The sequence below is a fragment of the Kribbella aluminosa genome (assembly GCF_017876295.1).
Taxonomy (GTDB): Bacteria; Actinomycetota; Actinomycetes; order Propionibacteriales; family Kribbellaceae; genus Kribbella; species Kribbella aluminosa.
Genome location: NZ_JAGINT010000002.1, coordinates 145,915 through 158,720 on the forward strand (window position 1 = coordinate 145,915; position 12,806 = coordinate 158,720).

Below are 12,806 nucleotides of genomic sequence, written 5' to 3' on the forward strand. Positions count from 1 at the left end.
CCTCACCATAACCCGGCCGCCCTCGGGTCCGCACGTCCCTCCCCCTGCGAAGTTTATGGAGAAACCTCAGCATGACGACTGTGCTCGAGCGACCGATCGCCTTCGACTCGCTCCTGGCCACCGTGGCGGCGGTCGACGACCTGAGCCCGCACCTGCGCCGCGTGACATTCGTCGCACCGCGGATCGCGGAGGCGGTCACGGCCGGCCCGGACCAGCGCATCAAGGTCCTGCTCGCCCCTCCCAACGGCGGCGCGATCCGGCTGCCGGCCGGGCCCGAGTGGTACGCCGACTGGTGCGCGCAGCCCGTCGACGAGCGTTTCATCATGCGGACGTACACCGTGCGCGCACTGCGGCCCGAGGTGGCCGAGCTGGACGTCGAGTTCGTCCTGCATGGCGTGAACGGACCGGCCTCGGCCTGGGTGAGCGAAGCCAAGCTGGGCGACCAGGTGGGGCTCCTGCTGCCGTTCGCGGTCGACACGACCAGTGCGAAGGGTCTGCTGCACTCCGGCGTCGACTACGTGCCACCGGCGACCAGTGTCCGCCGGGTGCTCGTAGCGGACGAGACCGCGCTCCCCGCACTGGCCGGCATCCTCGAGGAGCTCCCTGCTGGGGTTCATGCCACGGTGTTCGTCGCCGTACCCGTCGCTGCCGACGTACGGCCGTTGGCAGGTGCTGCTGACGTCACGTGGGTGACCGAGGGTTCCCTTCTGGACGCAGTGAAGTCAGCAGCTCTGCCGTTCGACCCGGACTACGCATGGGTCGCCGGTGAGTCGTCCATGATCAAAGAGGTACGCCGTCACCTCGTGAACGCTGTCGGGATGCCGAAGTCGGCCATCTCCTTCCAGGGCTACTGGAAGCGCGGCGAGGCGCACTGCTAGGACGGGTTCTCCGCGTGGGTCAGCGTCTCCCAGGCAACGAACAGGTTGTTGGAACCAGCCGGACGACGTGACTCGGTCAGGGCCTGCGTGTTCGCCATCGCAATGCCCAGGCGTGTGTGCAATGCGTTGTAACCCACCTCGGTGATCGGACCGAGGCCCCGGTTCAGCGTGCCGTTGCACAGCCAGGACGGCACGGGCTCCAGGTTCCGCTCCCACTTGGACTGGAAGCCGAGCGCCTGCCGCAACCGCTCACCGAACTCCGGGTACATGTCAACGCCTTGGATGCGGGCCGTCTCAAGTACGTGTGAGATCGAGGAGATGCCGTAGCCGGTGTGGGTGAAGTCGCGGCAGGTCTCCTGCGTCAGGCCGCTGACGAACGTCCCCTGTCCCTGCCAGTAGCTGACGATCTTGTCGCGGGTGTTCAGGTTCTGACTCGGCACGGTCTTCGGCAGCGCACCGTCCGACTCCAGGTACACGTACGCCGGCACCCGCAGCCGGTAGAGCGCGATCGCCTTGTCGTAGATCGCCTTGTCCTCCAGGAACACACCGATACCCTGCAGGGCCTCGGTCATGCTCAGCTCCCAGTTCCCGTTGGAGTTCGAGCCGTTGATGATCTTCGGTACGTAGACGGTGCGGAGCATGGTGGCGAACCGCCCGGCGTTCGGCCAGTTGCCGTACTCGTACTTGATGATCTCCGCGGCCTTCGGCCACGACGACCCGGCCCAGGCGGTCTGCAGCGGGGCGTTGCTGTTGGTGTGGTCCGTGATGGTCGCCGACCACGCGTCCATCAGCTCGATGGACTTCTGCGCGTAGCGGTCGTCCTGGGTGAGGTACCAGAGCAGGGCGTCGGTGTACGCCGCGATCGCGTCCTCACGTTCGTCGGTGCAGCCGTAGTTCGGGTTGGAGTATGGACCGCACTCCACGACCGCGCGCGGTTTCGGCGTACGGGAGAGTGATGCGTACGAGCTGCTCTTCGCCTGGTTGAAGGCGTTGGTCCACGGTTGCGCGCCGGCCTGCACCTTCGCGCGGACGAAGTCGAGCTGGGCCTGGCTGACTCCGACACCGGGATGGGTGAAGGTCGCCGGTGCATCCGCAGCCTGCGCGACTGCTGGGGCGGTGAGGGTCCCGGCGAGCAGCGCGGCGGCCAGGACGAGGGGCATCTTTCGCATGGGCGGTGTCCTGTCTTTCGGGGCGGTAGGACAGCGGTTTCCACGGCAGTTTCACGACGTACGACGACCAGGGTCAAGCCCTCGCCGGTACCGGAACTTCACCGGAACTCAACGCTCAGCTGTCCCATTCCCCTGGAACAAAAGGCGTTCGAGTCCCACTAATGCAATGCCAGCTCAGGCGCGCGAACGCCGGCCGCGTCCAGCAACGCCGACGCCGTCGCGGCACCGATCCCGCCGAGCGGCTGCGCACGAACCACGGCCCGGGCGCTCGCCCCGTCGAAGATCATCGTGAGCTGGATCGCCAGCGTGGCCGGATCCTCCGCGCCGGCCTTCGCCAACTCCCGGTGGAAGAAGTCGGTGAGCTGCTGTTTGAAGTACCGCGCCACCACGGACCCAGGGTGCTCCGGATTCTTCAGCTCCACCGCCGTGCTCACGTACGGGCAGCCGAGGTAGTTGCCGTCGGCCACCATCGCGTCCTGCCGCTCGAACACGCTGAGGATCCGCTCCCGCGGCGACCGGTCGTCCTCCGAGCCCGGGCGCAGCAGCGTCTGGTACCCCGGACCGCGGCTCGCCAGGCTCTCCGCGATCAGCTCGTCCTTCGAACGGAACAGCTGGTACATCGACTTCTTCGACACCCCGGCCGCCTTGCAGAGCGCGTCCACTCCGATGTTGACGCCGTCGCGGTAGAAGAGTTCGCCCGCGGCGTCCAGCAGCCGTTCACGGGGAGTCGCGGAAGTGCTCATGCATTCGAGGGTACCGGCTCGATTTGAATCCTGAAACCGATCGGTTTACAGTACTGGAAACAGATCGGTTTCCACTGAGGAGTTTCGATGACAACACTTGAAGGCGCCGTCGTCCTGGTCACCGGCGGACAGCGCGGGATCGGCCGCGCGATCGTCGACGACCTGCTGACCCGCGGCGCCGCGAAGGTGTACGCGACCGCGCGCGACCCGAAGCCGAGCGGCGACCCGCGGGTCGTCCCGCTGCCGCTCGAGGTCACCGACCAGGCGTCGATCGACGCGCTCGCCGCGGCCGCCCCGGACGTCACGGTGCTGATCAACAACGCCGGCGCCGGCTCGCCGGAGAGCTACCTGGACAGCTCGATCGACGAGGTCCGCGCGGTCTTCGACGCGAACTTCTTCGGCCCGCTGCAGCTCACCCGGGCATTCGTCCCGATCATCGAGCGGAACGGCGGCGGCCACCTCCTGAACGCGCACTCGGCACTGTCCTGGGTCGCCCGGCACGGCGCGTACTCCGCCAGCAAGGCCGCGTTCTGGCTGCAGACCAACGCCATCCGCCTGGAGCTGCTGAACCGCGGCATCGGCGTCACCGGCCTGCACATGGGGTACGTCGACACCGACATGACGACCGCGGTGACCGCGCCGAAGTCCCGCCCCGAGGACATCGCGAAGGCAGCCCTGGACGGCATCGAGAGCGGCGCCTACGAGGTCCTCGCCGACGACACCGCCCGCACCGCCAAGGCAGCCACCGCCCTGGACCTGACCGCGGCCTACCCCGAACTGGTGGGCTGAGGCCGGACCTCAGACACTCACCAAGCTGCCTTCACCGACGCGCCGCACGCTTGGCGGCTCGACCGCGAGGTGCCGTCAGGCCCCTTGGTCAGTGTCCGAAGTCCACACATCCCGATCGCGGGTGTACTCCAAGGCGCCCCCGATCCCGTCCGCGACGTCCGCGCCGACTGGAAGCCGCTGTTCGTCGAGGTCTGGCCACGGGCGTGGGCACCACCTTGGAGGTAGGTGCAGACCCATCGTCGTGACGGACGGACGGCGCTTGGCTGGAGGAATGAAACTCGCCAAGATCGCCGCTCTGGGGGCCTGCGCCTCTGTCCTGGTCGCCGGTACGACCACACCTGCCACCGCTGTCGAGCCGCCCGTCGCGGCACAGAGTCAAGTGCACAGCTGGCGTGGCTCGGTCGTGTCGGTGAGTCCGATCGAGCACCTGTCCGCCGCCGAGCTCACGCAGTACCTGCAGACCACCGGGATGAAGCCCGGCCCAGCCAGGTACGGCGTCGACGCGTATCGGGTTGTCTACCGCACGATCACGCCGCAAGGGCGGCCGACCACGGCCAGCGGGCTGGTCGCGCTGCCGCGCAACGGCAGCCGGCGGCTGGATCTCGTCACGTTCCTGCACGGTACGAACGCGACCCGCACCACCACCGCATCCGTACTCCGGACCGCCCCGGACAGGGTTCGCAGCCTGATGTTCGCCGGCGCCGGGTTCGCGGTCGCGGCGCCCGATCTGCTCGGCCTCGGAGTCGGTCCCGGCCGGCATCCGTACGGCGACACCGGGTCCGAGGTCAGCGCCTCGGCCGACCAGCTGATCGCGACCCGGACACTCAGCGCGGTCCTCGGCCGGTCGGTGCGGCCCGACGTACTCGTCACCGGGTTCTCGGAGGGCGGCCGGATCACCCTCAGCCTCGGGCGGGCGCTGCAAGCCGGTCAGGTCCCAGGGTTCGGGTTGCGCGCGATGGCACCGGTCGCCGGGCCGCTCGACCTGCTCGGCGTCGAACTGCCCGCGCTCGCCGACGGCCGGGTCAGCCCGTTCATCGCCACGTTGTACCTCGGCTACTTCCTCACGGCCTGGAGCCGGCTGATCCACCTGTACGACGACCCGTCCGAGGTGTTCCTGCCGCCGTACGACAAGGTCGTCGACTCGCTCTTCGACGGCGACCACACGGTCCAGGAGATCGCCGCAGCGCTCCCGACGAGCCCCGGCAAGCTCGTCCGCCCGGAGTTCCTGCAGAGCCTGTCGCACCCGGCCGGCGCCCTCGGCGAACGGCTCCGAGCGGCCGACAGCATCTGCACCGCCTGGACACCTCGCGTCCCGATCCGGTTCTTCACCGGCTCCGCCGACCACGACGTACCGCCCGCGAACTCGGTCAGCTGCCAGGCCAAGCTCGGCGTCCCCAGCACGATCACCGACGTCGGCCCCGTCGACCACAACGGAAGCGCCGAGCTCGCCTACCCGCAGATCCTGGGCTGGTTCACTTCGCTGGTACGTCAGTAGCCCTGTGGCTGCTTCGGATACGGACCGAATCCGGACGACTACCTGTGAGCTCACCGGGACGGTCTGGTCTGCAGGGGACGTACCGTAGATGCCATGTCAGTCTCAGGGGGACCGCCTTCCACTCGTGAAGAGGAGGTGGAGGAGCGGGTCGGGCCGTACCGGCTGATCCGGCGGCTCGGACAGGGCGGCATGGGCGTCGTGTACCTGGCCGAGGGGCCGGAGCGCCAGGAGGTGGCGCTGAAGGTACTGCGACCGCACGTGGCGCACGACCCGATCGCACGGGCCCGGTTGCAGCGTGAAGCGACCACCCTGCAGAAGGTCAACCACCCTGGCGTGGCAGGCATCCTCGACCACGACCTGGAGGGCGAGCAGCCCTACCTGGTGACCCGCTTCGTCCCTGGGCGTCCTCTTGACGAGCAGGTGGACGACCGCGGACCGCTGACTCCACACAAGTGGCTCCCACTCGCCGGTTGCCTGGCCGAGTCGCTGCAGGCGATCCATGCAGCAGGCGTGATCCACCGCGACCTCAAGCCCGGCAACGTGATGATGTGCAACGGCAAGCCGGTGATGATCGATTTCGGCATCGCCCAGGCCGCCGACGACCTGCGGCTCACCCAGACGGGTCTCGTCATCGGTACGCCGGGCTACCTGGCGCCGGAGCTCATCGAGGGCGAGATGGTGTCGCAGTCCGCCGACTGGTGGGGCTGGGCGGCCACCGTGGCGTTCGCTGCGACCGGGCGCCGCCCGTTCGGCAAGGGCCCGTTCGAGGCGGTCCTGGCTCGCGTTCACTCCGGGCAGGCCGACCTTGACGGTCTGGACCCGCGGTTGAAGTCATTGCTCGCTGCCGCGCTCTCCCCCGACAAGGCCGACCGGCCGACGCAGGACGAGATCATGACGGGCCTCGGCCGGTACGCCGAGGGCCGAGACGCGCTCCCGCCCCGTGCGCAGAGTGATGCGAATCCGACAGTGGCCGCGGTACCGCCGACCAGGCTGGTCACGAAGCTCATGCCCACCGAGGCCCCGCCGGCCGAGGAGCCGACGCCGACGCAGGTGGCCCAACTCGTGCCGCCGGTGATCCCGCCGCTGTCGGCGTTCGCCCCGATCCGGGACAAGCTCCGCAAGCCCCCGGTCGCCGAGCCGGCACCTTATGCGGCGGCGCCGTACGCCCCGGAACCTTACAGTCCAGAGCCGTACAGTCCTGAGCCGTACAGTCCCGCGCCGTACGGTCCTGGGCCTTACGCGCCGGCGCCGTACCAGAGCGCCTCGCCGGTCCCGTACCCGCAGCCGTCACAGCCGATGCCCGTGCAGCCGGCGCAGCCGTCGCCTGCGCAGCCCGCGCAACCGGTCAAGTCACCGCCGACCGGTCGCCGTACGGCGGTCATCATCGGCTGCATGTTCGCGCTGACCGGGCTGATCGCGTACACGCCTGGCTTCGGTGCGGCCGTCGCGATCATCCTGCTGGTGCTGGCGCGGACCGTCGACCGGTCGAGTACTGCGTTGATGCGGCGCCGTCAGGTCCGCGGCCGGTCCGGCAAGTCCGACGGTGTCGTCGCGGCCGCGGCCAGCCCGCTGCAGTTCGCCACCGCGGTACTGGTCACGCTGCCCTGCCTGATCCTGCCGCTGCTCACGGCGGTCGTCGTCGGCGGCATTGTCACCGGCATCGCCGCATCGTCGTACGGCCTCGACTGGAAGCCGCTGTCGGCAGTCGGCTTCGGTACGGCGGCCCTGACCGCGCTGTTCTGCTGCTGGTGGGGCCCCGGTGGCAGCTCGCTGCGCCGCGGCGCACACATCACGGCGCGCAACACGTTCCGGGCGCACTGGTTCTCCGGGCTGATGGCCGTCGTCCTGCTGGCGATCGGCGGCTTCACGTTCTACCAGGCCACGCAGGGCGGTGGCGCCGCGTGGGCGCGGCAGCCGATCAAGACCCCGAACATCCATCGCCCGACCCTCGGCGACCTCCGCAACGCCCCGTTCATCCGCAACCTCCCCATCATCGGCAAGTAGGTCCTGTCTGGAGCACCAGACAGGACCCTCCGACGGGGAGTCCGGCGGTCCCGCCTTACAGCTGGACGATCTGGCTGCGCTCCGGGCCGACGCCGATCGCGGAGATCCGGGCCCCGCTGAGCGACTCGACCGCGCGCACGTAGGTCTGCGCCTCCTTCGGCAGGTCCTCGAAGGAACGGCAGCCGGTGATGTCGTCCGACCAGCCGTCGAACTCCTCGTAGACCGGGACCGCGTGGTGGAAGTCGGTCTGGGTCATCGGCATCTCGTCGTGCCGGACACCGTTCACGTCGTACGCGACGCAGACCGGGATCCGCTCGCGGCCGGTGAGCGTGTCGAGCTTGGTCAGCACGAAGTCGGAGACGCCGTTCACGCGGGCGGCGTACCGGGCGATCACCGAGTCGTACCAGCCGCAGCGCCGCGGGCGGCCGGTGGTGACACCGAACTCGGCGCCCTGGGTGCGTAGCCATTCGCCGTCCGCATCCAGCAGCTCGGTCGGGAACGGCCCCTCACCGACCCGCGTGGTGTACGCCTTCACGACCGCCATCACGCGGTCGATCCGGGTCGGCGGGATCCCCGTGCCGGTGCAGGCGCCGGCTGAGATCGCGTTCGACGAGGTGACGAACGGGTACGTGCCGTGGTCGACGTCCAGCAGCGTCGCCTGACCGGCCTCCATCAGCACGGTCTTGCCGTCGTCGAGCGCCTGGTTCAGCAGCAGGCCGGTGTCCGCGACCATCGGCTTCAGGCGGTCCGCGTACCCGAGCAGCTCGTCGAGGACCTCACGGATCTCGACCGCGCGCCGGTTGTACACCTTCACCAGCAGCTGGTTCTTCTGCTCCAGCGCACCGGTGACCTTCTGCTCGAGGATCTTCTCGTCGTACAGGTCCTGGATCCGGATCCCGATCCGGTTCATCTTGTCGGCGTACGTCGGGCCGATACCGCGCCCCGTCGTCCCGATCTTGCGGCTGCCGAGGAACCGCTCGGTGACCTTGTCGAGGGTCCGGTTGTACGGCGGGATCACGTGTGCGCTCGCGCTGACCAGCAGCCGCGACGTGTCCACCCCGCGCGCCCGCAGCGCGTCGAGCTCCTCGAACAGCACGCTGAGGTCGACCACGACCCCGTTGCCGATCACCGGGGTGACACCCGGTGTGAGGATGCCGCTCGGGAGCAGGTGCAGCGCGTACTTCTCGGACCCGATCACGACCGTGTGGCCGGCGTTGTTGCCGCCGTTGAACTTCACCACGTAGTCGATGACCTCGCCCGTGTTGCCGAGCAGATCGGTCGCCTTGCCTTTGCCCTCATCGCCCCACTGGGCGCCGACGAGCACGATTGCGGGCATCTCAGCCCTCCTCTTCACGCACCAACCTCACACCCCGTGGCGGCCGGTGCTGGAAACGGTGAAGCCCGGAGACGTTCACCGGAGATTCATCCGGCAACGCATCCAGGCTCTTGCGGCCAAAGCCTACCGGACCGCGGCTGCTGAGTTTCGGGCCCGTCCACAACCTCCGAAGTCACTGTTCACTCAACTGACGGGTTGCCATTTAGCGTGATCACGTGCACACTCTTAGTCAGCGGCCCGCCGAAACTGCCGCAGGGGACGGTTCCGGCGGGCCGCTTCCTCGTTCCCGAGGAAAACAGGCTCGTTCCCGAGGAAAAACAGGCTCGTACCCGAGGGAAACGGGCTCGTACCCGAGGGACACAGGCTTATTCCTTGAGCTCTTCAGGGTTACTGGCCAGCCACTCCTTGACCCGCCGGTCGGCTTCCTCGGGTGTGACGTCCTCCACCTTCGTCAGGATCGCCCAGCGGTGCCCGAACGGGTCGATCACCGTCCCGAACCGGTCCCCGGTCATGAACGTCTGCACCTCGGCCACCGACGTCGCACCCGCCTCGATCGCCTTCGCGTACGTCGCGTCCACGTCCGGCACGTAGTGCACCAGCGACGAGTGCACCCACTCGCCGTTCGGCGCCTGGAGCCCGATCTGCGGCATCTCGTCGCTGAGCTGCAGCATCGAGTTGCCGAACCGCAGCTCGGCCTGCCCGACCCGCCCGTCCGGCATGTCCTGCCGGCTGACCACCTCGGCGCCGAACACCGCCTGGTAGAACTCGATCGCCTTCGCACCGTCCGCGACCGCAAGGTACGGCGCCAGCGAGTGATAACCGTCGGGGATGGGGTTTACCGTGTTCGTCATGTGCCCAGTCAACGCGCTGGGTGCCTTGCCGGTCTTGTAAGAAAGCGACAGGGAGCCTTGACCCACCCAAGCGACAGCGAGAAGGGCATCCTGCACCCCCGCGAGCAGGCCCGGCACCGTTCGCTCAGCAGGCTCACGCCGGGGCCGGACGCCGGGCGGTTCGTGGAGTGGTACTGGATCGTCGAGTGGGACCTGGACGCGCCGTACACCGCCGAGGTGCTGCCGTTCCCCGCGGTGAACGTGACGTTCGAGCAGCCGGGCGGCGCGTTCGTGAACGGGGTCTGCACGCGGAAGTTCGAGCGCGAGCTGTCCGGGCGCGGGCGGGCGTTCGGGGTGAAGTTCTGGGCGGGTGGGTTCGGGGCGATCACCGGGCTGGACGTGGGCTCGTTCCGGGACGAGGTGCTGCCGCTGACCGCGGTCTTCCCGGACGGCGACCGGCTCGCGGACCTGATCTTCGAGGCCGAGTCCGACGTCCGGCGGCGCGCGGTGTTCGAGGCGTTCCTGCGTGACCACCTGGCCCCGCCGGATCCGTCGTACGAGCTGGTCCGGGAGATCGTGTCGACGATGGCCGCGGACCGCTTGGTGGCCCGCGTCGACGAGATCACCGAGCGCTTCGACGTACCGATCCGGACCCTGCAGCGGCTGTTCCGGCGGTACGTCGGCGTCGGCCCGAAGTGGGTGCTCCGCCGGTACCGCCTGCACGACGGCGCGGAGCTCCTGGCCAAGGGCGAGGTCGCCGAGCTCGCGGAGCTGTCCGCGTCGCTCGGCTACTTCGACCAGGCCCACTTCTCCAAGGAGTTCAAACAGCAGATCGGCCTCACCCCGGCCGAGTACGCCGCCCGCGCCGCCGCCGAACGCCAGGTCACCTACCGCTGACCTTCACGATCACCGCCATCACCAACGCACCCGTTGCCGCCGCCAGCGCGACCACGAACCCGTACTGCGCACTGTGCCCGTCGACGGCCCACCCAGCGAACGCAGACCCGAGCGCGAGGCCTGCCGCACCACCCGAGTTGATCCAGGTGAAGGCCTGCGTCAGGATCGCGGGCTCGACCGCCGACTCGGTCATTACCGCCGACAGCGTCTGGAACGGCGCGATGGCCAAGCCGGGCAGGCACAACGCGAGCGCGGCGGCCAGCGGCGTGTGCACTGCCAGCAAGGGCAGACAGCTGACTGCCAGCCAGACGAACGCGACCACGAACTGCGTCTCCGGGGCAGTGCGCCAACGCTTTGCACCGTAGGCGAATCCGGCGAACAGGCTGACCAGGCTGGTGATGCTGTAGAGCGGCCCGGCCAGACCAGGTGCACCCCGGGAGACCGCGAAGGCCGTGACGGACACCTGCATACTGCCGAAGAACAGGCCGATCCCGACGTTCGTACCGACCAGCCCGACGAACCGCTTGTGGAGCAAGCGCTTCGCGCCCTCGTGCTGACCCGGGGCGCCCGGCGGCGGCGCGGTACCTCGCTGCATCGCCAGCAGGAAGCCACCGGCCAGCAGGAGACCCGTGGCGAGCATCGACCCGGCCGCCGGGCTTGTCGACGAACTCACGATGCCCACAAGCCCGGGCCCGACCATGAACGCCACACCGACGCTCAGGGCTTCGAGTGCGAACGCCGACGACAGCAGCGGCGTCTCGCGGAGCGCGTACGCCCATCGGGCACCCGTCTGCGCGCTCAACTGCGGCAACGATCCGCCGGCCAGAACACCTGTCAGGACCAGCGACCACAAGGGCGCTCCAGTCATCGTGAGGCTGATGAGCAGCGTCATCATCGTCGCGTGCGCGAGCAGTGTGATCGGCAACATCCGGGTCTGACCGAAACGGTCGATCAGCCGGGCGACCTGCGGTCCGGCGACCGCCTCGGCGACGGCGAAGCCGCCGGTGACGCTGCCGGCCGCGGCGTACGAGCCGGTCGATCCGTGGACCAGCCAGACGATGCCGAGGCCCGTCATCGCGATCCCGATCCGGGCCGGGGCCGCCGCGAAATAGAACTTCCAGGCGCCGGGAGTACGCAGTACTGCTGCGTAAGTGGGCGCGCCGATCCGTCCGGTGAGAGCCGGCACGGTGTGACCTTCCGCTGCCCGATGGGGCGGGGACCCGACCGTGGGCGTCCAGCTTCGCCGGTCTGTCCGTCCGCCTAGAACCGTCCATGTTCGGCAAGAAGCGGGGACGCTCGCCACCTGCCGGCACTGTCAACGGGCAGAAACGTGGTTCAGGTTGACCGGAACAGTCTACCGTCCACGAGCACCGGCACGACATCGCTGTCGTCCACCTCGGCCGCGATCACGACATCCTCTTCGAAGCCGTACTGCGTGAGCTCCCGTCCGCCGGCGCACTCGTGCAGGAGGGTGGGCAGTTCGTCCGCGACCGCGTCGTACGCCGCCACGGCCGCACGCGCCTCCGGGGAGAGGTCGTCGCTGTGCAGCGCGCTGAGGAACCCGCCGGCGCCCCACAGATCCTCGACGGCAGGCCGCAGTGAGCCGTCCGGCCAGCGCTCACCTGCCGCGATAGCGACCACCTTCGGCCGCCGGCCGTCGCGCGCGCTCTGCACCTGCTTGGTCACCCAGTCCGCTGCCGCTTGCCGGTTACGCAGCGACACCGCGATCACCGTCGCCCCGCCGTCACTCAACTGCTTCGCGATCGTCGATCCGTTCGGCGACGGAAGCACCAGCTTGGTGATTCCGGTCACTCGCCGGATCGAAGCCGGCGACAGGCTCACGCCGTTCGCGCCGGTCGCGGAACGCCCGACCGCCAGCGTCGCGCCGTACTGCTCGGCGTACGCGACAGCGGTCTCGTCGCGCCACCGGTACGGGTACACGTCGATGCCGCGATCAACCGCGACCGTCACCGCCGTCGTGAACGACAACACGTCGACGACCGCGACGATGTCCCCGGCAACGACTGCGGCCCCGACCGGCCCCCAGTCGAACCCGACAGCGAAACCGTCCTGCACGTAAGGGCTGGTCACCCGGCCGATCATCGCGCCGGGAAACCAGCTCCACAAGCAGGTTTCAGCTCAGCTCGTCGGCGGCCGTCGGCGACGAGTCGCGCAGGAACGTGGCGCAGCGCTCGGCCTCCTCCTTCTCGTCGATCAGTGCGGCCGCCTTGCCGAGCGCCGCCAGCGCACGCAGGAAGCCGCGGTTCGGCTCGTGCTCCCACGGGACGGGGCCGTGGCCCTTCCAACCGTTCCGCCGGAGCAGGTCCAGCGCCCGGTGGTAGCCGGTCCGCGCGTACGCGTACCCCTCGATGGTCCGGCCGCCCGCGAGAGCGCCCTCGGCGAGCACCGCCCAGGCCAGCGAGGAGGTCGGGTACTTGGCGGCGACGTCCGCCGGAGCAGCCCCGTCGGCGAGTTCCGCCGCGGCCGGGTCGACCGGTAGTAGTGTCTCGGGTGGGCCGGAGAGCAGATTGTTCAATTCCATAAGCACATCTTCGCCGATCACGCAGCCGTACCGGCACGTGACCGCCTGACGAAATCCGTTGACCGTTCACCCACCGGCCACGGATGCTTGAGACCCTGCGTCAACCGCCGTGGTTCCCAGCTA

The 12,806-nt window shown here is 69.1% G+C and carries 12 protein-coding genes; 5 read left to right on the forward strand and 7 right to left on the reverse strand.

Annotated elements, in window-relative coordinates; all coding sequences use genetic code 11:
- Window positions 1-71 precede the first annotated feature (71 nt).
- A complete protein-coding gene (locus JOF29_RS21970) occupies window positions 72-878 on the forward strand; it encodes a siderophore-interacting protein (RefSeq protein WP_209696373.1) in 807 nt (268 codons plus the stop codon).
- Here JOF29_RS21970 and JOF29_RS21975 read toward each other — a convergent pair.
- Both JOF29_RS21975 and JOF29_RS21980 read right to left on the reverse strand, forming a co-directional pair.
- Window positions 875-2,047 (reverse strand): alginate lyase family protein, encoded by a 1,173-nt coding sequence (locus JOF29_RS21975; RefSeq protein WP_209696374.1) that lies wholly within the window; start codon window positions 2,045-2,047, stop codon window positions 875-877. The two genes, JOF29_RS21970 and JOF29_RS21975, sit on opposite strands and share 4 nt — an antisense overlap.
- A gap of 158 nt (window positions 2,048-2,205) precedes the next feature.
- Window positions 2,206-2,790, reverse strand: coding sequence for a TetR/AcrR family transcriptional regulator (locus tag JOF29_RS21980; RefSeq protein ID WP_209696375.1), 585 nt, complete (start codon window positions 2,788-2,790; stop codon window positions 2,206-2,208).
- A gap of 87 nt (window positions 2,791-2,877) precedes the next feature.
- On the opposite strand from JOF29_RS21980, the gene JOF29_RS21985 reads away from it, so the two are divergent.
- From JOF29_RS21985 to JOF29_RS21995, 3 genes are all read left to right on the forward strand, one after another.
- A complete protein-coding gene (locus tag JOF29_RS21985; protein WP_209696376.1) occupies window positions 2,878-3,579 on the forward strand; it encodes an SDR family oxidoreductase in 702 nt (233 codons plus the stop codon).
- A 271-nt stretch (window positions 3,580-3,850) separates the two neighbouring features.
- The gene (locus JOF29_RS21990) at window positions 3,851-5,074 is read left to right on the forward strand and encodes a hypothetical protein (protein ID WP_209696377.1); all 1,224 of its coding nucleotides are present in this window, start codon (window positions 3,851-3,853) and stop codon (window positions 5,072-5,074) included.
- A gap of 93 nt (window positions 5,075-5,167) precedes the next feature.
- Window positions 5,168-7,078 (forward strand): serine/threonine protein kinase, encoded by a 1,911-nt coding sequence (locus JOF29_RS21995; RefSeq protein WP_209696378.1) that lies wholly within the window; start codon window positions 5,168-5,170, stop codon window positions 7,076-7,078.
- Between the two features lie 55 nt (window positions 7,079-7,133).
- On the opposite strand, the gene JOF29_RS22000 is transcribed toward JOF29_RS21995, so the two are convergent.
- Complete coding sequence (locus tag JOF29_RS22000) at window positions 7,134-8,414, reverse strand: adenylosuccinate synthase (protein WP_209696379.1); 1,281 nt, start codon at window positions 8,412-8,414, stop codon at window positions 7,134-7,136.
- Between the two features lie 365 nt (window positions 8,415-8,779).
- The gene (locus JOF29_RS22005) at window positions 8,780-9,265 is read right to left on the reverse strand and encodes a VOC family protein (protein WP_209696380.1); all 486 of its coding nucleotides are present in this window, start codon (window positions 9,263-9,265) and stop codon (window positions 8,780-8,782) included.
- A 57-nt stretch (window positions 9,266-9,322) separates the two neighbouring features.
- Between JOF29_RS22005 and JOF29_RS22010 the strand changes: the two genes are divergently transcribed.
- Window positions 9,323-10,141, forward strand: coding sequence for a helix-turn-helix transcriptional regulator (locus tag JOF29_RS22010; RefSeq protein WP_209696381.1), 819 nt, complete (start codon window positions 9,323-9,325; stop codon window positions 10,139-10,141).
- On the opposite strand, the gene JOF29_RS22015 is transcribed toward JOF29_RS22010, so the two are convergent.
- From JOF29_RS22015 to JOF29_RS22025, 3 genes are all read right to left on the reverse strand, one after another.
- Window positions 10,128-11,327, reverse strand: a complete 1,200-nt coding sequence (locus tag JOF29_RS22015) for an MFS transporter (RefSeq protein WP_209696382.1) — start codon at window positions 11,325-11,327, stop codon at window positions 10,128-10,130. The two genes, JOF29_RS22010 and JOF29_RS22015, sit on opposite strands and share 14 nt — an antisense overlap.
- A 149-nt stretch (window positions 11,328-11,476) precedes the next feature.
- Complete coding sequence (locus JOF29_RS22020) at window positions 11,477-12,232, reverse strand: 2-phosphosulfolactate phosphatase (protein ID WP_209696383.1); 756 nt, start codon at window positions 12,230-12,232, stop codon at window positions 11,477-11,479.
- Window positions 12,233-12,275: 43 nt separating this feature from the next.
- A complete protein-coding gene (locus JOF29_RS22025; protein WP_209696384.1) occupies window positions 12,276-12,683 on the reverse strand; it encodes a DUF3151 domain-containing protein in 408 nt (135 codons plus the stop codon).
- Window positions 12,684-12,806 lie beyond the last annotated feature (123 nt).